Origin of the sequence: Pseudomonas sp. MBLB4123, from assembly GCF_051904775.1 — a bacterium.
Lineage (GTDB): Bacteria > Pseudomonadota > Gammaproteobacteria > Pseudomonadales > Pseudomonadaceae > Aquipseudomonas > Aquipseudomonas benzenivorans_B.
This window is the reverse complement of sequence record NZ_CP196711.1, coordinates 3264085-3282798: the sequence shown is the minus strand read 5'-3', so window position 1 is coordinate 3282798 and position 18714 is coordinate 3264085. Positions and strand designations below refer to the sequence as shown.

The window sequence follows — 18714 nt, the reverse complement described above, 5'->3', positions numbered from 1 at the left end:
CCCGCCATGAACATCCTCGGTATCATCTTCATCGGCCTGATCGTCGGTCTGGTCGCCCGCTTCCTCAAGCCCGGCGACGACAGCATGGGCTGGATCATGACCATCCTGCTGGGTATCGGCGGCTCCATCGCCGCCACCTACGGCGGCCAGGCGCTGGGCATCTACCGGGTCGGCCAGGGGGCCGGCTTCATCGGCGCGGTGGTCGGCGCGGTGGTGCTGCTGATCCTCTACGGCGCGATCAAGAAGCGCTGAGCCGACCCTTTCCACCTGTTGCGAGCCTGCCGATGCGCTACCTGCTGCTGCCCCTGCTGTTGCTCAGCCACCTGGCGCTGGCCGAGCCGGCGGAAACCGACTGGCTGGAACTGATGCCGGAAGAAGACCGCCAGGCCCTGGAGGCCATGCCGGAGATCGAGCACGACGGCCCGGAGCAGGACGGCACCTTCTACAACCCCGGCGGCCTGCGCCAGCAGGACAAGAACCTGCCGGCGGTGATGTACTCGGCCAGGACGGTGGCGGCGCTGGACGGCCGCTCGATCCGCCTGGGCGGCTACCCGGTGCCGCTGGAGAGCGACGCCGAGGGCCGCAGCACCCTGTTCTTCCTGGTGCCCTATCCCGGCGCCTGCATCCACGTGCCGCCGCCGCCGCCGAACCAGCTGGTGCTGGTGCGCTACCCGTCCGGCATAGCGCTGGAAGATATCTACGCGCCGCTGTGGGTCAGCGGCACGCTCAAGGTCGAGCCGATCAGCAACGAGTTGGCGGAGGCGGCCTACGCGCTGGACGCCGCCGCGGTGCGCCCGGTGGAGGAGGCGGACCTCTAGCCGCCAGGCCGGCACCGCCTCACGCGCCCCCGGCCGAGCGCCTGCCGTTGCCTATGCTGAACAGAGGTTGCCTGTTCCTGCGCGGACAGGCCCAGCACCTGCCCGAAACGGGGGTGAGCCATGACGGACGGTCTGGCGATTCTGCTGTTTGCGGTCTTCGCCCTGCTCAGCGGCGCCCTGCTGCGCTTCCTGCTGCACGGCAGCAGGGTGCCTTACTCGGTCGCCCTGCTGCTGCTCGGCCTGCTGGTCGGCGCCCTGGCGGAGCAGGCCTGGCTACCGGCCTGGGCCCAGGAATTCGGCCAGAGCGTCGACTATGTGGCCGGTATCGAACCGCAGCTGATCCTGTTCCTGTTCCTGCCCGCGTTGATCTTCGAGTCCGCCTTCGCCATGGAGGTGCACCTGTTCCGCCGCATGTTGCCGCAGATCGCCCTGCTGGCGGTGCCGGGGCTGATCATCGCCACCCTGCTCACCGCGCTGCTGGTGCGCCTGGCGCTGCCGCTGGAGTGGAGCTGGCCGGTGGCGTTGATGTTCGGCGCCCTGGTCAGCGCCACCGACCCGGTGGCGGTGGTGTCCTTGCTCAAGGAACAGAGTTCGCGCAAGCGCCTGGAGACCCTGATCGAGGGTGAGTCGCTGCTCAACGACGGCACCGCCATCGTCTTCTTCGTGCTGTTCTACGCCATGTTGCTGGGCGGCGCGGTCGAGGCCGGGGTGACCCAGGTCGGTCTGGAGTTCCTCCGCGTAGTCTGCGTCGGCGCCCTGGTCGGGCTGCTGGTGGCGGCGGGGGTGGTGCTCTGGGTCGGCAAGGTGTTCAACGACGCGGTGCTGGAAACCGTGGTGACCATCGCCGCCGCCTACCTGGGTTTCATCGTCGCCGAGCACGGCTTCCACTCCTCCGGGGTGGTGGCGGTGGTGACCACCGCGGTGCTGCTGGCCGGGGTCGGCCGCACCCGCTTCAGCCCGGAGGTGATGCACTACCTGCATCACTTCTGGGAGATGCTCGCCTATATCTTCAACACCCTGATCTTCCTGCTGGTGGGCATCATCATCGCCCGCCTGGTGGCGCTGCCGCCGTTGCATATGTGGCTGAGCCTGCTGCTGCTGTACCTGGGGGTCAATGTGATCCGCGGCACCACCATCGCCCTGCTCTCGCCCTTGCTGGCCCGCCTGGGCATCGGCCTGACCCGCGACAAGGCCATAGTGCTGACCTGGGGCGGTCTGCGCGGCGCGGTGGCCCTGGCCCTGGCGCTGTCGGTGGCGCAGCAGGGGCAGATCGAGGCGAGCATCCGCGAGCAGGTGCTGTTCCTCACCGCCGGCCTGGTGGTGCTGACCATCGTGATCAACGGCGCCAGCATCGGCACGCTGCTGCAGTGGCTCGGCCTGGCCCAGCTGCCGCCGGCCAAGCAGGCCACTGTGGTCAAGGCCGAGGGGCTGATCCACAACGAGGTGGCCGATCTGCTCGAGGCCCTGCAGCGCGACCCGCTGCTGGCCCATGCCGACTGGCCGAGCATCGAGCGCAGCCTGCAGCGGCTCAGGCTCAGCGCCGAGTTCCAGCCGCGCGCGCCCGGCCCGCAGGAGGACCTGGCGGTGTTCTACAAGCGCCAGCTGCTGGAGAGCGAACGGCAGAACTACTGGAACCAGTTCGGCCTGGGCTTGCTCGACCAGGGCGCCACGGCGCGTCTGGTGGAGGCGGTGGAAGCGGCCCTGGACGGCGTTCCCGATCTGGGGCCGCGACCCCGCCTGCAGGGGTTCTGGGCCGAGCCGCCCTGGCTCGGCCGCCTGGCCCGCTGGGGCTGGCTGCAGCGCAGCCGCTTCCGCCACCTGGCCGCGGTCTACGGCACCCTGCGCGGCTACCTGCAGGCCCAGCAGGCACTGCTGGGCCTGGCCACCGACCTGGCCCCGGACCCGAGCATGGCGGCGGCCGCGCGGCAGCAGATCGGCGCCAACCTCGAGCAGGCCCAGGCCCTGTTGACCGAGCTGCGTCACGAGCACGGCAGGGTAGTGGCGCAGCTGGAGAGCTATACGGCGCTGCGCCTGTTGCTCAACCGCCAGCGCGAGGCGGTGCAGCATCTGGCCGACGAGGGCGTGTTGGAACCGGCGGAGAGCCGCAAGCTGATCGAGCGGGTGGAGCAGCAGATGTTCGAACTGGCCCGCGGGCGGACCGACGTCCTGGATCGGCGAGCCTGAGCGGTCAGGCGAGGGGGGCGCGCGGGCGACGGGAAGAGCCGCCGAGCGGATACGCGGCGGACGGGGCAGGACCGGGCTGCGCTGCCCGGCCCTGGCGGTGGCTTACTGGATCACCACGCTGTAGTCCTCCACCTCGCCGTAGTCGTAGCTGCCGCAGGCGTTGGGTGCGCTGTTGTAGCGCATGGCCACGCGCATGCGGGTCTTGCCGCTGGCGGCGCTGGCCGGGATGTTCAGCGTGCCGTTGACCACCGAGGTCTTGGCGCTGCCCGAGCTGAACACCTGCTCGCCGCTGTCGCTGAAGTCGCCGTCCTGGTTGAGGTCGATCCACACCTTCCAGTACTGCTTGTAGGCGGTGCCGGCGAATTGCGGGGTCAGGCTCAGGCTGTTGTTGCCGCGCTGCAGGCCGATCTGCTGGCTGGTGAAGTCGCTGTAGGTGGCTGCGCCGGAGGCGTTGCTGAAGCTGCCGACCTGCACCTTGCCGATCCACTCATAGCTGGCGCTGCCGCTGGCGGCACTGCAGTACTGCGCCGGCGGCGTGCCGCCGTCCTCGTCGATCACCAGGAAGCTGGCGCTGACCGCGCCCCAGGCCCCCGAGCTGTCGCGGCTGCGCACATAGACCAGATGCTTGCCCTCGCTGAGCCCTGCGGTTACCAGGCTGCCGGTGAAGCCCTCGGTGGCGCTGTTGAAGCTGCCGTCGCTGGCCTGCAGCGCCGCCGGCGTCGCGCCGGACTCCCAGGGCGCCTTGTCGATATAGACCTCCACCGCGCTGATGGCCTGGGTGCTTTCGCTGCCGTTGCTGTTGTTGAAGCGGGCATCGCTGGCGGTGCCGCTGACGGTGACCGCGGTACCGGCCGGCACGCCGGTGGTGGCGGCGGTGCCGCTCAGGCTGAGGGCGGTGACGTCCGGCCCCGAGGGGGTCAGGTAGGGCGTGCGCACCACCTTGGCGGCATAGATCAGCGCCGGCAGGTTGTTCGGCTTGATGGTGTTGGTGTAGGTGCTGCAGTTCTGGAAGAACTGGGTGCCCAGCTCGAAGGTGTAGGCGGCCACGCCCAGCTCGCCGTAGCTGATGCCGTCGCTGGTGCCGTCGGTGGGGTAGAGACCGATGGACTGCTGCGGGCTGTAGCCGTTGAAGAAGGCGAACTTGCGCCCGAGGGTCTGCAGGGCGCTGCCGTTGGGCGCCGGGCTGCTGGTGTCGCCCCAGGGCCAGAGCACCAGTTCGCTGTAGCTGTGGATGTCCAGGTGGATGCCGCTGGTGTCGCTGGGTGCGCCGTCGTTCTTGCCCGGGCCGCGGCGGTCCGGCCAGAGGCTGCGCACATAGTTCTCCAGGGCCTGGATCTCCGGCTCGGAGCCGGCGCTGGGGCCGCGGTAGGTGTCGTTGCACTGGCTACCGCTGGAGCCCTGACCGTTGGTGCTGTTCCAGCCGAAGGTGAAGTTGCGGTTGAGGTCGGCGCCGCGGCTGTTGCTGCTGGCGCCGCAGTAATTCTGGTTGGTGTTCTTGCGCCAGGACAGCCCGGTCTCGGCCTTCTTGCGGCCGTCCGGGTTGGCCATCAGCATGATGTGCACTTCGTGATGGTCGAGGATCCAGGTGGCATCGGCGTCTTCGCCATAGCCGTCGACCAGCCAGCGGGCGAAGTCCAGGGTCAGGGCGGCGGTGGTGTACTCGCGGGCATGGATGGCGCTATTGATGAACAGCTTGGGCTTGTCGCCGGTCTTGGCCTGGTTGGTCAGCTTGAGCACGCGCATATCGTGGCCGCCCAGGTTGTTGCGCTTCTCCCAGGAGTCGCCGACATCCAGCCACTGCGCCAGGTTCGGCTTGCTGCTGGCCATCCCCGCGGCCGCCGCGAAGGTCTCTTCCACCGTGGCGTAGCAGGCGTAACCGGGAATACCGCTGGCACTGCTGGCGCTGGGCGCCGCCATGCCCTTCATCTGCAGGCGGTTCTGCATCTTGCTCAGGATCTGGTTGCGCTTCTCGATGAACTCGGTGGCCGGGGCGAAGGTGAAGCCAAATACCTGCAGCTTCTGCATCTCTTCGTCGTTCAACTCCATGACCAGGTAGCCGTCGTCGTAATGCGACTCGAGCATCTGCCCGTGGAAGCTGATGGCCGCCTTGCGGGCGATTTCCTTGTTCGGGAAGAACGCCTTGTAGACCTGGTTGGCGGCCTTTTCCTGCTCGAGCAGGAGAAAATCGTCCTGTGCAACAGCGGCGTCGGCGAATGCCAAGTTGGTATTAACACCGGCGACCACAAGGGCGATAGCCGACAAGGTATGTAGAGCTGTCTTCATTATTCATTTCCTTCGAATAAAGTTGCTCGGCGAAGCGGGATAGGCTTCGCGATGGGAAGAGTTCTTGTGGAACTCAGGGCTGCTGGGAAACGCATCCCGCTGCCAGTTCGAAACGGGGTCAATACTTCCTCAATTGACCCGCAACGGCTGTCGATACCAGCGCCGGCAGGGAACCGTTGCAAAGTAGAAGTGCTCTAAATTGCTGTCAATTGCTGGGAATATCCGGGTGTTGGAAGGCTTTTTGGGCATTTTCTGCGGTATTTACGCCAGCTTGACGGGCCAGCCGAAGAGGCAGCCGACCGGATCGGTTACGGGGAAACAACGGCGGCCAGGCAAATCAATTTGTTACTGCCATTAAGACGGGATGCTTGGATTTGGCTTTGAACGAGTCAAATTAATGACTGGGTGGTGAAGTTGTAAGCTGTGCACCTGATAAGTGCACGCGAAGTGTCGAGTCGATCACGGAGATATAAGGATATGTCGCATCCGCGAAAATCGAGCAAGAACCGTTTCTTGAGATTCCTGGCCGTCTGCGGTTTCAGTACGGCGCTGGTTGCCTGCGCCGTCGCCGAGCCTGCGCCGACGCTGCCGACCGAGGCCCGGCACTTGGCCGAGCAATGGCAGGCGCTGCGCGCCAAGCCCGGGCATTTCTCTGGCGCTGCCTGGGACGACCAGGTCGACAAATGGCAGGGCACCAAGCACCAGTTGATGCAGCAATTGCTCGAGCTGGCCTGGAGCGAGCGCTACGACGCAACCCAGCTACGCGCCCTGCTCGGCGCCCCGGACCGGGTCTGGACGCCGGAATCGGATGAATACGCCGACTGGCTGCGCCTGACCGACTGGCGCGGCCAGCCGACCGGCGAACTCTGGGTCTACGACTGGCGCGGCCAGCATGACCAACTGCTGTTCGCGGTGGAAGGCGAACAGCTAAAGGCGGCGGGGTGGTTGTTGATGTATGAGTAGGGTGTTTGGGTGCTTGGTGAGGGGCAGGTTTATTGTTTAGAAAATAAATCAGTCCCCCTTTTTTGAGCTCTAGCTCGAAGCGATAGGGTGGGCTAATCGCCTCGCACTTGGCGCCAAGTAATATTCGCTTTAATTGTTAAATAGCGCGACGGCTACAGCCGTAATGCTAAGATTAAATCTGTCCCCTTTTTGCGTCGCCCTCATTATTGCGTCAATATAGAATTTTGCCAAATTACTTTGGTGTTGGCGCTACCGCAATTTGCCTTGCGCGGTCAAGTGTTAGACGTATAAGGCATGTATCCAGATACTCCTCAAAAATAGCGCCGTTGCATTCAAGGTCTCTGTTTTTCATCCAAGCCCGTTGAATATCACGAAAAATAATTCGCTTCTCTTGACTCAGTCGACTGGCTTTATCTCGGTAAGCAGAGTTGAGCAGCGCATCCGCATCTGCAAGAACCAGCTGATAAATTCCCCGATCTTGAGTTATTGCAACTTGAGGCATGCTTTGCAACAGATCATCATCCCAGTTATTCCAACCATTATTATCATCAACCCATAGCTTCACGGTCTTGTTGTCATAATAACCATGCTGGTTCTTGGTTATGCCGGAATTATAAATCAACTCGATATAAATTGGGTCAGTTGATCGTTGAGGGTCATTTAATAGTGTTTGCTTTTTTACTTTAACGTTTCCTTCACCTTCGTCCAACATGAAAGAAAAGCAGGGGTCAGGCCCAGGTTGGTCCGTCGACTTATGAGCCTTCATGCAATTTGCTCGGCTGGCTCCGCTTGGTTCTTCACCACTCCCTTTTACGTTCTGAATTCTAATCAGCAGCTTAACGTCAGGTGCCGCTGAGTAATCAGCTTGAATTATCTTCGCTGAGTAGAAAGGTTCCGCTTGTGCGAAGCCACTTACCGAAATGGTCGCTATACATAGTGGCAATAATATATTTTTGATCATAGAGTAAAATCCATTTAAAAATAGATAGGACTACTTAAGCCAGCAATACAGCTTTATCTACCAAGCTATTTTCCAGAAGAGTGTCTAATCTATATCGGCACATTCTACCGCCCCTATCTGTTTGTCTTTAATTGGAATTAAACATGCTTTTTTTTGCTCTCCAACGGGCTCTAGTGGTGTGATACTTAGCTGAAGATGCACGCCTTCGTTGGAAAATTGAGGATTGCTAAAATAGGCATCAGCAACTTCCGACTCAAGAGATAGACCGTTGAGTTCGCAGATGCGTTTAGTCTCTACTGCTTCCCAGTTTTTCGAGTTAAGTATTTGAATGTTGACACATGGCTCTCCATATAGTCTAAAGTAGCGTACAAGTATTTTTTCGATTCGTGCGGATCTTGCTTCAGATATCTTGGAATAGTCAATTTCGGCGCTGACTACTAAGCTCGGAATAAGTATTAATAAAAACAATACGGATATTTTTTTCATGTGCTACCTCAAGTAACTTGCTCGTCTGTTAAATCTGTCGCTTGGCACGCCAGGCCATTTTGAACTGTCAGCTATGGTAGTGCTTAGCGCAGGCAAGTCGTTGTCGACAATATACTGCTGCACTAACTTCCTAGTGTTTGGCGTATAGTCGCCTCTATATATCAAGTCAACGGCAATGTCTTGAATCTTACTGTCAGTTGTTTCCCAGGTAAGAGCTCCATAGTCTTCAATGTTTGCGGGTGATCCAGATATTCGTATTACTTCACTTTTCATGAATTCATAGACTGGTATGAAAAGTTTGTATTGTTGTTTTCTTGTGATTTGAAATTGCCTAATTTCTTCGCTTGCAGCATCTAAATATGATTTCGCGGCTTGTCCTTTTAAACCTTTTGCGTTTATGAGCCAACTAAATAGAGGCTCTGGCACACCTGCCTCTGTAAGATCTGCTTCTGGGTTAGGGCGCTGACCAAGATCATAACCTCTCCCGATGGTCACTCCTGAAGGACCCTTGGGCCAGTGAACCACTCGGCTAAAATGTATAGAGTTGACAATATCATTCCCTTCTACATCAAAAGTTAATTGTCCTTTTGGTACTTTTAGCCACTTAAGATCATTCTCGTCGTCTAGTTTGCCAAAGCTAAAAACCATCCCCGCCGGCTGAAAATGCCAAACCCGCCCATCCGCATTAGTCCCTTGCTTACCTGCCAGCTCACTCCACCAACTGAGTTTTTTAATCCGCTCTTTCTCTCGCACCCACTGTGGATTTGGGTCTTCCTCTGTATGCTCCATAAGCTTATCCAGCTCATCCCACTTGCCCTCTTTCCAGAACCACTCGCTCTCGTAGTGTGTGATCAGCCGAGAAATGGATTGTGCGTGCCAGGGTTTGCTTAGGGCCGCTCGTATCTCGCGCACGCTCAGCTTTTTGTCGCGGGTGCTGCCATCGGCGCCGTCGATGATGTCGTACAGGCGGGTCTTTATGGGGCCGTGGTCGGCGGTGCTGATTTGGGCCTGGTAGTCGGGCTGCTCCGCTTCTGTTAGCAGGCGCTCCGCGGCGAGATGGCAGGCGAGGTGGTCGGCCGCGCAGGTGGTTTCGCTAATGAAGTCGAAGCCTTCCCATTCCCAGGGGCTGTGCCGGGTGGTGATCAGTTCCTGCTCTGCCAGCCAGCCGCTGATAAGTTTCCCCGCTTCATCGGCCAGCAGGTTGTCGAGTCGCCACCAGTGGGTGATGCGCGGCGTGGTGCTGCCGGGCACGGCTTCGCTGACCTGTATTTTGCGCTCGGCAGGCAGGCTTTCCAGCACGCTGACGGGAATGGTCCGCTCGACAGCAATGGTGACGCCCGTGTCGGTGATTTTCGGAGGGTTGCTGGCGCTGAAATCGGTTCGGTGCGGGATCAGCTTGCTCGCGCCCTTGTGGATCTTCAGCAGGGTTTTTTGCTCGGCCGGCAGGCTGGCGGCCCGAGCGCGGCTCTTTGCGATGAAAGCGGGCACATCCTCGCAACTGAATACTTCCAGGTGCAGACGCGGCTTGGGCGTTGATTCGTCATGGTCCTGATAGAGACCGATATGACCGATTAACTCGCCGGCCTTGATCGCGTGTGGTTCTGGCAACAGATGGACATGCCCAAGATCGCTGGGCGCGGTTTGCTTTGTTTCGAGTTCATCGAAATACACATAGCCCAGCGGTTTGCCATCTGGCCCATTCGGTAGGGCAGGTACGCCGCGATAGTCCATTACCTCCAACACCTTGCAATAGCCGCCGGACCGCTTCTCTCCGACTTTGAGCGTTGCGCCGCGCGGTAGTACACCAATGATGGCCCCGTTGCGGTTGCCTTCTTTGCGCACGCGCAAACCTTGATGGCTGAGTGTTAAGGCCGGCTCGGTGTCCTGGGCTTTATCCGCCACGGTATTGCCGGTCAGTTCAGCGGTATACACCCAGCCAGTCGCGCCAGCCGGCAAGGCAGGAACTGCTGCGCCTTCATCGACGCTGAGTAACTGCTTGAATTGAGGCTTTATGCTGTGAGCTTCACCCAGGGTCACTTTGCAGCCTTTAGGGAGCAAGGCGAGTACCCCGGTCATGCCATCGTCGTGCAATGCACGCACGCGCAAGCCTGACAGTGGGTCGTCTGAGGTGTGCTTCACCGAGTACTGGCTCGGTGCGAGGAACACTGGCGGTTTGGGGGCCGTCGCAGCCTGGTAGCCGGCCCAATCGAGTAGGTGCATATACAGGCTGTAGAAGGTCAAGGCCTCGGGCGCGGGCGCCGAATCTCCGGGGGCGGCAGCGGCAGGAGGTGTCGCCGCCGCGGGAGACGCGGCTGCATCGCCGGTCGCGGGGGTTGTCGTGGGCGGCATCGCTGGTAGTTCCAAGCGGTGTTTGACCAGCACGAATCCCGTCGAAAATTTGGCCCCGAGCGGTTCGGGGCCGTTACCGGGGACTATGGCCCCGTATAGAGTCTCGGGGTATCTCTCATCGATTCGATAGGCGATGACCTCGCCATCGGCGATGCAGCGGACCTCGCTCTGATTCAGCAGTGCTCCGGTGCCTTGGTCGAAATGCACGCCGCCGTGCCAGAGGCCATTGGCGCCTAGGGGGTAGAAGCCGCTGCGGGCCTTGGCCAGGGCGTCGTAATACAGCTGCGGGTCGGTGACCTCTTGGCTGGCCTCGCCAGCGGTCTTGAAGGGAAACGCCCAGTTCTCAACTTTGGTGGTGTCGCTCATGGTTTCTTACCTGGTCCTAATCCTTGGTGGCCGGGAGGCCGGTTGTCCTTGTCAGCCGGAGAAATTGAGCATGCGCTTGGGCTTCTTCTTGGTCTGTTCGAGCCGGTTGAGCAGGGCCTCGTCCAGCAGGTTGCCCGCCTGGTCGCTGTCCGCCGCCCCCGGCAGTACCGGTGGTTTGATCTTGATGCCCGAGCCCTTGCCCGGCGCGCCGCCGGCGTTGAGTTTGGCCAGGGGGCCGGAGAGCGTGATGCCGCCGGGGTCGAGTTTGATGAAGCTGCCGCCGGCCTTGAGGGTCAGCTCGGTGCCGGCCTCGATGACCATCTTCTGCCCGGCCTTGAGGTGGATTTCCTTGCCGGCCTTGGTCAGTTGCGCGCTGCCGAGCTTGATGTGCTGGTTCTGGCCGACCGTGAGGTGGTCGTCGGGTTTGACCTGGACCTTGCGGTCGGCGTGCACCGTGAGGTGTTCCTCGGCCTGCAGTTCGGTGTAGCTGTTGGCCTCGACGGTGTCGTGGCGCTCGTTGCCGACGCGGATGCGCTGGTCGTGTTCGATGTTCTCGTCCCAGTCCTTCTGGGCGTGCAGGTAGATCTGTTCGGCGCCCTTGCGGTCCTCGATGCGCAGTTCGTTGTAGCCGCCGCCACCCGGGCTGCTCAGGGTCTTGAACACCGTGCGGGTCTTGTTCGCCGGCAGGTCGTAGGGCACCTGGTGTTCCTTGTGGTACAGGCAGCCGGTGACCAGGGGCTGGTCTGGGTCGCCTTCGAGGAAGGTGACCAACACCTCCATGCCGATGCGCGGGATGGCGATGCCGCCGTAGCGGTCGCCGGCCCAACTGCTCGCCACCCGTAGCCAGCAGCTGGTGGTGTCGTCGGCCTGGCCGTGGCGGTCCCAGTGGAATTGCACCTTGATTCGGCCGTATTCGTCGCAGTGGATCTCCTCGCCGGCTGGCCCGGTGACCACCGCGCTCTGGCTGCCGAGCACGCGCGGCTTGGGGTGGACCAGCGGCGGGCGGAAGGGCACGTCCCAGGGGGTGGCGGTGAAGCGGTTGCGGTAGCCCTGAGTGAAACCATCAGCGATGTGCACGTCGTGGGTCACCGACTCTTCCAGCACCTGGGGCTGCTTGCCTTCGTGGTGGATTTCGCTGAGCAGCCACAGGTCGTTCCATTCCCGGCGCGGGTGGTCGGAGATTTCCAGCAGGTGGCCGCTGAGCAGCCTGGGCTGGTCGCTGTGGCCTTCGGCCAGGCGGTAGTCGGCGCGGTGGCGCTCGAGCATGCGCTGGCTCAGGTGCTTGCCGCGCTTGCGGTCGCTGAAGCGGCCTGGGTAGTCGTAGTCCTCCAGGTCCGGCAGCGGCTTGGCTTCGGCGTCGCGGGGCGCCTGGTAGGCGGCCTCCATCAGCAGGCGCGGCTGCTCGAAGTCGTAGTCGCGGCGAGTGGTGCGGCTGGTGCGGGTTTCCAGGCGTACCCGCAGGCGCTTGATCACCGGCTCATCGGCGGTCATGCCGTTGTCCTGCAGGTAGGCCGTGGGCTGGCCGAGCTTGGCGAAGGCGCTCTGGTCGTCGCCGAACACCAGCACGTGACCCTGGGGGCCGTGCTCGAAGTGGTAATGGATGCCTTCCTCCTCGCACAGACGCTGGACGAAGTGCAGGTCGCTCTCGTCGTACTGCACGCAGTAGTCGCGCTCGGGGTAGACAGTGGGGCCGAGCTGGAAGCGGTAGGCATCGGCGAGGATGCCGTGCTCCTCCAGCACGGTGGCGACGATCTGCGGCACCGTGAGGTGCTGGAAGATGCGCTGGTTGTGGCGATGGGCCAGGTAGGCCAGCTGCGGCACCAGGCTCAGGCGGTAGCGGGTCAGGCGCTTGCCGGATTCGCCCTGGGCCACGCGGTAGACCTGGCCGTGGATGCCCGGGCCGCCGGGGGCGAAGGCGAGGAAGGCGCGCTGGTGCAGCAGGCTCTGCAGGTCGAGGTCGGGGCGCTCGCTGACCAGCTCCAGCTCGAAGCGATAGGGCTGGCTGATCGCCTCGCGACCGCTGAAGGCGAGCACCTGCAGGTCGTGCTCGACGCCTTCGATGCTCAGGCTGAAATGGCTTTCATTGGCCGGATTGAACATTGCGATTTCCTTGTGCAGAACTCATCCATTGATGCCGTCAGCGCGCCCGGCGCAGCCAGCGTTGCAGGCGCGTCGGCGGTGGCGTGCGAAACGCCTCCAGCAGCTCGGCGCAGCCGATGTTGCGTTGTGCCTCGTCGAACGCCAGGGCCGTGCGCAGGGCGTGCCAGCAGTGCGCCGGCAGCTGGGGCGGCCGTTGCAGTTCGTGGTCCAGGCGCATGGCCTTGGCCTGCTTGGCGCTGAGGCGGCGGAAGGGGTGGCGACCGCTGCTCAGCTCGTACAGCACGCAGGCCAGGGCATAGACATCGGCGGTGGCGGACAGCGGCGCGCCGTCGAGCAGCTCCAGCGCGGCGTAGCGTGGCGTCCAGGCGGCGAAGCGGCTGCGGCACAGGCGCGGCAGGCCGGGCAGCAGGCCCTCCAGCGGCTGGCCGAGACCATAGTCGAACAGGCGCAGGCCGTCGGCGGCGAGCATCACATTGCTGGGCTTGAGGTCGCCGTGCAGTACGCCCTGGTCGTGGGAATAGCTCAGGGCCTCGAGCAGGGCGATGGCGATCTCGCGCAGCTCCGGCCAGGCCAGGCCGTCGGGTCGCTCGCCGAGCAGTTGGTCGAGGGTCGGGCCCTTGAGCAGTTCCAGGGTGAGGAAGGCGCGCTGGCTCGGCAGGTCCACCTCGAAGCCGAACAGGCGCACCACGTGGCGGTGGTTGAGCCGCGCGGTGAGGGCGAACTCGCTGTACAGCAGGGTGTTGGCGTCCGGGTACTCGGCGAAGTCGTCGCTCAGGGTCTTCAGCGCCAAATAGGGCTCGGGGTCGCCGAACTGTTCGCGCAGCAGGTCGCGGGCGCGGTACACCGCACCCATGCCGCCGACGCCGAGCAGGCGTTCGATGCGGTAGCGCCCGCCCAGCACCTCCGGCAGCTCGCCGAGCCGTGCGGGCGCGTGGGCGGGGTCCGGCTGCGCCTGGGCCGCGGTGGCGGCCAGGGCGAAGTAGGTCAGGTCGCTGGCCTCGCCATCAGGCAGCGAGGGCGGCTCCAGCACGGGCTCGTTCATCCTCGCCTCCTCATCGACGCACCACCACGGCGCTCAGGTTGTCCCGCGCCGGGCCGTCGAGGGCTTGCTGGAACAGCCGGTTCATCGCCAGTTGCGGCGAGGGCAGGTTGAGGGCGGCGCCCAGCTCGTCGGCGGCCAGGCCTTGGTACAGGCCGTCGCTGCACAGCAGGAAGGCATCGCCGGGCAGCACGTCCAGTTCGAGGATCTCCAGTTGCAACGCCTCGCTGGCGCCGATGGCGCGGGTCAGGGCATGGGCCGCGGGGTGCCGGGCGGCGTCCTGCGGGGCCAGGCCCTGTTCGTCGATCAATTGCTGGCGCAGCGAGTGGTCGCGGCTGAGCTGATACAGACGGCTGCCGCGCCATAGATAGCAGCGGCTGTCGCCGGCCCACACGCAGGCGGCGCGCTCGCCCTCGATCAGCAGGGCGACCACGGTGCTGCCGATCACCGTATCCGGGCGCTCGGCGGTCACCGTCAACGCCTGGCTGAGGTGCCGGTTGAGCCCGTGCAGGCACTGGCGCAGCTGCCCCAGGCGCTGCTGCAGATCGTCGGCGGCGGGCAACTCGGCCAGCTGCTCGACGATCAGGCGGCTGGCCAGGGCGCCGTTCTGGTGCCCGCCCATGCCGTCGGCGACCGCCCACAGGCCCTGCTCCGGCAGGGCCAGGAAGGCGTCCTCGTTGCGCGCGCGCACCTTGCCGGTGTCGGTGCGCGCGGCGCTGCGCCAGCGGCGCGTGGCGACTGCCGGCATCAGAGCGTCGCCGGCAGCTTGAAGCTGCGCAGCAGGCCGAGGTCGAAGGGGTTCGGCGAGCGCTGGCTGTGCAGCAGGTAGTTGGCGCGCAGGCCGCCCAGATCGGCTTTGAGCATCAGCACGTCGCGACCGCTGTGGTAGTCCACCTTCATCAGGTCGAGCAGGCGGAACAGCGACCAGGGGCCGGTGTTCTTCTCGATGCCCACGCGGCGCCCGCCGAGCTCCTCGACCACCAGGCTGGTGCGGCCTTCGTCGGCCTCGGCCGGCCAGCTGAAGGCGGTCTGCACGATGGGCCCGTGGCGGTATTCCAGCTGGCGGCTGCCGAAGCGGAAGTCGGCGCGGCTGAGGCTGGAATCCAGCGAGTAGGGCTCGAGCTTGAACAGCACCTTGGGCTCGTTGGGGTCTTCGGCGAAGAAGCTGCGGCGGATGGTCTGCGCGTGGCTCATCTGCAGCAGGAATTCGCGCGACAGCGGCAGGCCGCGGCCATCGACCTGGCGCAGGCGGTACTGGCCGGCGCTGCCGCTGACGAAGGGCTTGAGGTAGCCGTCGAAGAAGCGCTGGGCGATGCCCTGGCCCTTGAAGAACTCGCGGAAATCGGCGATCGCCACGTCGCTCTCGCTGTGCGCGCTGAACGGGTAACGCTGCTTCAGGGAGCCGTCGTAGGCGGCGTACAGCTCGTTCTGGTAGCGCTGGTTGAGGTAGTGGTAGGCGTCATTGAGCACCAGCATCCAGCTGTCCTCGGCGAGCAGGGCCAGCCAGTTGCCGATCGGCTGCGGCAGCCGGGCGGCGCTGCTGCGCAGCTGGTTGATGGCGTCGCGGCGGCCGCTCATGCGCGCCTTGGCCAGCTCGAAGGCGGCCTGTTCCGGCGCGCTGGAGTGGGCCAGGCCGGCCAGCTGCAGCTGCAAGGCGTCCAGGGCCTGCAGGCTGCCGGCCAGTTCGGCGCCGGCGCCGCCGTTGTCGTCGAGCAGGCGGTGCAGCGGCTCGAAGCGCCGCTCCAGGGTCTTGCGCGCGGTGTCCGGCAGGTTCTTGACCAGGGCCTCCTGGGTCTTCTGCGCGGCGGCGCTGGCCAGCTTGGCGGCCTTGCCCAGCTTGCCCTTGGCACCCTTGAGCCCTTCGGCGGCCGCGCCGGCATCGTTGGCGGCTTCGGCCAGGCCCTTGAAGCGGGTGTTGTCGCGCACCTCCACCAGCAGTTGCAGCAGCGGCGAGTTGGCGGCGGTCAGCCCGGCCAGCTGCAGGGCGCCCTGGTTGGCGCTGGCCAGCGGCTCCAGACTCAGCTGGGCCAGGGCTTCGCCCCAGTAGTTGGCGTAGTCGCGGAAGTACAGCTGCTCCATCTCCACCAGCAGGCGGCCGAGGTCGTTGCTGCTCAGGCTGTCGCCCTCGCCGAGTACCCAGTTGTCGCGCAGGATGTCGCGCACCAGGTCGCCGCCCTGGGCGACGAACAGTTTCTGGTAGCCGGCCTGGGTGTAGAAGCCGGGGATGGCATAGTCGCTGCCGACGAACAGTCCGGCCTGGGGCCCGAGCTTCTGGCTCAGGCGGTAGTCCGGCAGGATGCGGGCCTGCTCGCGGAGCATGCGGTAGACCACCGCCGCCAGCGACTCGCTGCGCAGCACCTGGCGCGCCTGGGCCACCAGCGGCGCGTTCAGCGCGTAGGGGGCGAAGGGTTCGGCCAGCAGGCGCTCGAAGTGCTGGCTGAGGCCCTGCTGGGCGGCGCTGTTGCCGGCGTAGCGCAGCGACCAGTCGGCCGCCAGCCACTCCTGCAGAAAGGCGGCATCGCGGCGTTCTTCCAGGTTGAGCATCAGGTAGGCGCGCAGGCTGTTGAGCAGGCGTTCGCGGTCGTTCAGGTTGGCGCGGATCTGCGCCTCCAGCTGGCGGGCGACCCGGGGCAGCAGCAGGGTCTCCAGCTCGCCGCGGTAGGCGCGCTGCAGGGTCGGCTCGACCGCTTCGCCCTGGTACAGGCCGCCGCGTTGCAGGAGGGACAGCTCGTCGCGCGGCGGGAACACCCGAGTGGCGGCGTGGCTGCTGTCCAGCGCCTCGAGGGTGCGCAGGGCGTCGTCCTGGGCGGCGACGGCGCCGTGCTGACGGGTCAGCTGCTGGGCGATTTCGCGCAGCTGTTCCAGGCGCCCGTGGTTGCTGGAGAAACCGCTGGCCCAGAGCACGCCGAACAGCGCCAGCACGGCGAAGGCGCAGGCGTACATGGCGCGCTGGCCCCAGTCGATGCGGCGCACCTCCTTCTGGTCCAGGCCGGCCAGCTCGGCCTCGGGGAAGATCACCCGGTCGAGCAGCTGGTGGATGAAGCGCGCGCGGCCGCTGCGGAAGGTCGGCAGGGCGCTGCTGGCCAGGCCCAGGTTGCGGCCGATGCCGCTGGTGCTCGGGTCGAGCGCGTCGCTCAGTTGCGGCGCGCTGGTCAGGTAGAAGCCGCGCAGCTGGCTGGCGCGCTGGTAGCGGTTGCCGCTGAAGGCCAGCTCGACGAACAGGCACAGGCGCTCGCCGATCTGCCCGAGCTGGTGGGGGAAGTCGAGGATGCGCCCGCGGCGCTGGGTGTCGCGCTCCTGGTGCATGCGCAGAATGACCTGGCTGTTGAGGCGGCGCAGCAGTTCTTCGAACTCCTGGCGCACCACGGCGACGTCGGTGGCGTCCTGCTCCTTGCGGAAGCTGGCGCCGAGCACCTGCTCGCTCTCCTCGCGCGACAGCTGGTCGAAGAACTCGTCGAAGCCGAGCACCTTGTCGGCCTTGCTCAGCACCAGGTAGACCGGCACGTTGGCGCCCAGGCGCTGGTGGATCTCGTGCAGGCGCTGGCGGGTCTGCCGCGCCAGGTTCTCCAGCTCGACTTCGCTGCCGCCCTGCAGTTGCTCGACCGGGATGTTCACCAGCACGCCGTTGAGCGGCCGTGCGCGGCGCTTGCGCAGCAGGCCGAGCAGGCAGTCCCAGGCGCGCCCGTCGACCTGCGGGTCGGGCTGGCTCAGGTAGCGGCCGCAGGTGTCGATCAGCACCGCGTGGTCGGCGAAGTACCAGTCGGCGTAGCGGGTGCCGGAGACGTCCTTGGTCAGGCGCTGGTTCTCACCGCGGTTGAGCGGGAAGTCCAGGCCGGAGAAGTCCAGCAGGCTGGTCTTGCCGCTGCCCTGGGGGCCGAGCAGCAGGTACCAGGGCAGTTCGTTGCGCCACTTCTCGCTGCGTCCGCGGTACAGGCTGGAGCGCTTGAGGGTGCGCAGGGCGTCCTTGAAACGGTTGCGCAGCTCGAGCTGCTCCTCGTCGATCAGGCCCTCGCGGCGTAGGCGCTCCTGGGCCTCGGCGTCGTCCTCCTCGGCCTTCTTGCGCGCCGTGGCCTTCCAGCTGGCGAAGACCATGGCCAGGCCCCACAGCAGGAACAGCAGGCTGATGCTCAGCAGGCGGCTGCTGGCCGATTCCCAGAACCTGTAGTCATCGACCGCCAGCAGCGGACCGACGAACCACACCAGCAGGGCCAGGAGCAGCACCAGGCACAGGCTCCAGACCCAGGTCTTGCGGAAAAATGCGGCTAATTTGCCGAAAAAACTCTTCATTTCAGGTCATCCATGAGTGCACCCGCGGACGGGTCGAGTTGCTCGTACGGCTGCAGAACGGTCGCGCGCTGCTCGCCCAGGACCCAGGCGAAGCCGGCATAGGTCACCCCCAGGCAGGCCAGGGTGAACAGCGCCACCAGCCACCAGGGGACGATGCGCACCAGGCGTCGGCGGGTGTCCTTGAGGCCCTGCCAGTGCGGCGAGATCTCCCGCGGCACGTCGCCGCGCATCTGGCGGATCTGCCGGTACAGGCTGTCGCGCACCGCCTCCAGCTCGAGCATGCCGCGCGGCAGCACGCGGTACTTGCCCTCGAACCCGAGCGACAGGCACAGGTACATGAGTTCGAGCATCGGCAGGTGCTTGACCGGGTTGCGCGACAGGCGTTCGAGCAGCTGGAAGAACTTCTCGCCGCCGAAGGTCTCGTTGTGGAAGGAGGACAGCAGGCTCATCTGCGACCACTCGCTCTCGTTGCCCCAGGGCGTGGTCACCACCGCCTCGTCGACCACGGTGCACAGCACGTAGCGCGCGGCCATCACCTGGCTGCTCTCGGCGCCGTCGTGCAGGGCGCGGTGTTCGAACAGCTTGATCGCGCCCGACAGGCGCTGGTGCAGGCCGTGCAGCTCCTCGGTCTCGAAGCTGTGCTTGAGCCGCACCACCTCCGAGAGCAGCGCGGAGGCCGCGGCCACCAGGGGGTTGAGGCTGATGTTGAAGCTCTCCGCCGGGCGCAGGCGCGCGGCGTAGATCATCCGCTCCTCCAGCTGCTCGAATTTCGGCGCCGCGGCGAAGTCGGTCAGCGGGCTGTGTGCCGGGGCATCGCCCTGGCGATTGAGGATGACGGTCTTGTCGTCCTGGCCGTATTCCATGTCCTTGGTCGTCAT

The 18714-nt window shown here is 64.6% G+C and carries 13 protein-coding genes; 4 read left to right on the top strand and 9 right to left on the bottom strand.

The annotated features are described in order from the left end of the window. Positions 1-6 precede the first annotated feature (6 nt). From ACSX1C_RS15170 to ACSX1C_RS15160, 3 genes are all read left to right on the top strand, one after another. Complete coding sequence (locus tag ACSX1C_RS15170) at positions 7-252, top strand: GlsB/YeaQ/YmgE family stress response membrane protein (protein ID WP_318644425.1); 246 nt, start codon at positions 7-9, stop codon at positions 250-252. Positions 253-284: 32 nt separating this feature from the next. Further along, on the top strand, positions 285-818 hold the full coding sequence (locus tag ACSX1C_RS15165) for a DUF3299 domain-containing protein (protein ID WP_318644426.1): 534 nt from the start codon (positions 285-287) through the stop codon (positions 816-818). 120 nt (positions 819-938) lie between these two features. After that, a complete protein-coding gene (locus ACSX1C_RS15160; protein ID WP_439886818.1) occupies positions 939-3002 on the top strand; it encodes a cation:proton antiporter in 2064 nt (687 codons plus the stop codon). Positions 3003-3104: 102 nt separating this feature from the next. Here ACSX1C_RS15160 and ACSX1C_RS15155 read toward each other — a convergent pair whose 3' ends face one another. Further along, positions 3105-5222, bottom strand: a complete 2118-nt coding sequence (locus ACSX1C_RS15155) for a M14 family zinc carboxypeptidase (protein WP_439886817.1) — start codon at positions 5220-5222, stop codon at positions 3105-3107. A 576-nt stretch (positions 5223-5798) separates the two neighbouring features. Between ACSX1C_RS15155 and ACSX1C_RS15150 the strand changes: the two genes are divergently transcribed. After that, entirely contained in the window at positions 5799-6248 is a 450-nt protein-coding gene (locus ACSX1C_RS15150; RefSeq protein WP_439886816.1) for a hypothetical protein, read from the top strand. 232 nt (positions 6249-6480) lie between these two features. On the opposite strand, the gene ACSX1C_RS15145 is transcribed toward ACSX1C_RS15150, so the two are convergent. The 8 genes from ACSX1C_RS15145 to icmH form a co-directional block, all read right to left on the bottom strand. Next, positions 6481-7209 (bottom strand): lysozyme inhibitor LprI family protein, encoded by a 729-nt coding sequence (locus ACSX1C_RS15145; protein WP_439886815.1) that lies wholly within the window; start codon positions 7207-7209, stop codon positions 6481-6483. Positions 7210-7293: 84 nt separating this feature from the next. Next, the gene (locus ACSX1C_RS15140) at positions 7294-7695 is read right to left on the bottom strand and encodes a hypothetical protein (protein ID WP_439886814.1); all 402 of its coding nucleotides are present in this window, start codon (positions 7693-7695) and stop codon (positions 7294-7296) included. Between the two features lie 3 nt (positions 7696-7698). Then, positions 7699-10410, bottom strand: a complete 2712-nt coding sequence (locus ACSX1C_RS15135) for a hypothetical protein (RefSeq protein WP_439886813.1) — start codon at positions 10408-10410, stop codon at positions 7699-7701. Between the two features lie 51 nt (positions 10411-10461). Then, positions 10462-12510 (bottom strand): type VI secretion system tip protein TssI/VgrG, encoded by a 2049-nt coding sequence (gene tssI / locus ACSX1C_RS15130; RefSeq protein ID WP_439886812.1) that lies wholly within the window; start codon positions 12508-12510, stop codon positions 10462-10464. A gap of 37 nt (positions 12511-12547) precedes the next feature. Further along, entirely contained in the window at positions 12548-13552 is a 1005-nt protein-coding gene (locus tag ACSX1C_RS15125) for a serine/threonine-protein kinase (protein ID WP_439886811.1), read from the bottom strand. A gap of 10 nt (positions 13553-13562) precedes the next feature. Continuing rightward, positions 13563-14297, bottom strand: a complete 735-nt coding sequence (locus ACSX1C_RS15120; protein WP_439886810.1) for a PP2C family protein-serine/threonine phosphatase — start codon at positions 14295-14297, stop codon at positions 13563-13565. After that, positions 14297-17836, bottom strand: a complete 3540-nt coding sequence (gene tssM / locus ACSX1C_RS15115) for a type VI secretion system membrane subunit TssM (RefSeq protein WP_439886809.1) — start codon at positions 17834-17836, stop codon at positions 14297-14299. The genes ACSX1C_RS15120 and tssM overlap by 1 nt, the downstream gene beginning before the upstream one ends. Beyond that, positions 17833-18714, bottom strand: a complete 882-nt coding sequence (icmH, locus tag ACSX1C_RS15110) for a type IVB secretion system protein IcmH/DotU (protein WP_439886808.1) — start codon at positions 18712-18714, stop codon at positions 17833-17835. Before icmH ends, tssM begins: the two co-directional genes overlap by 4 nt.

Bases quoted from the DNA above. Each gene is read 5' to 3' on its own strand.
- ACSX1C_RS15170 (WP_318644425.1), top strand. From the start codon at position 7: ATGAACATCCTCGGTATCATCTTCATCGGCCTGATCGTCGGTCTGGTC.
- ACSX1C_RS15165 (WP_318644426.1), top strand. From the start codon at position 285: ATGCGCTACCTGCTGCTGCCCCTGCTGTTGCTCAGCCACCTGGCGCTG.
- ACSX1C_RS15160 (WP_439886818.1), top strand. From the start codon at position 939: ATGACGGACGGTCTGGCGATTCTGCTGTTTGCGGTCTTCGCCCTGCTC.
- ACSX1C_RS15145 (WP_439886815.1), bottom strand. From the start codon at position 7,209: ATGATCAAAAATATATTATTGCCACTATGTATAGCGACCATTTCGGTA.
- ACSX1C_RS15140 (WP_439886814.1), bottom strand. From the start codon at position 7,695: ATGAAAAAAATATCCGTATTGTTTTTATTAATACTTATTCCGAGCTTA.
- ACSX1C_RS15135 (WP_439886813.1), bottom strand. From the start codon at position 10,410: ATGAGCGACACCACCAAAGTTGAGAACTGGGCGTTTCCCTTCAAGACC.
- tssI (WP_439886812.1), bottom strand. From the start codon at position 12,510: ATGTTCAATCCGGCCAATGAAAGCCATTTCAGCCTGAGCATCGAAGGC.
- ACSX1C_RS15125 (WP_439886811.1), bottom strand. From the start codon at position 13,552: ATGAACGAGCCCGTGCTGGAGCCGCCCTCGCTGCCTGATGGCGAGGCC.
- ACSX1C_RS15120 (WP_439886810.1), bottom strand. From the start codon at position 14,297: ATGCCGGCAGTCGCCACGCGCCGCTGGCGCAGCGCCGCGCGCACCGAC.
- tssM (WP_439886809.1), bottom strand. From the start codon at position 17,836: ATGAAGAGTTTTTTCGGCAAATTAGCCGCATTTTTCCGCAAGACCTGG.
- icmH (WP_439886808.1), bottom strand. From the start codon at position 18,714: ATGACGACCAAGGACATGGAATACGGCCAGGACGACAAGACCGTCATC.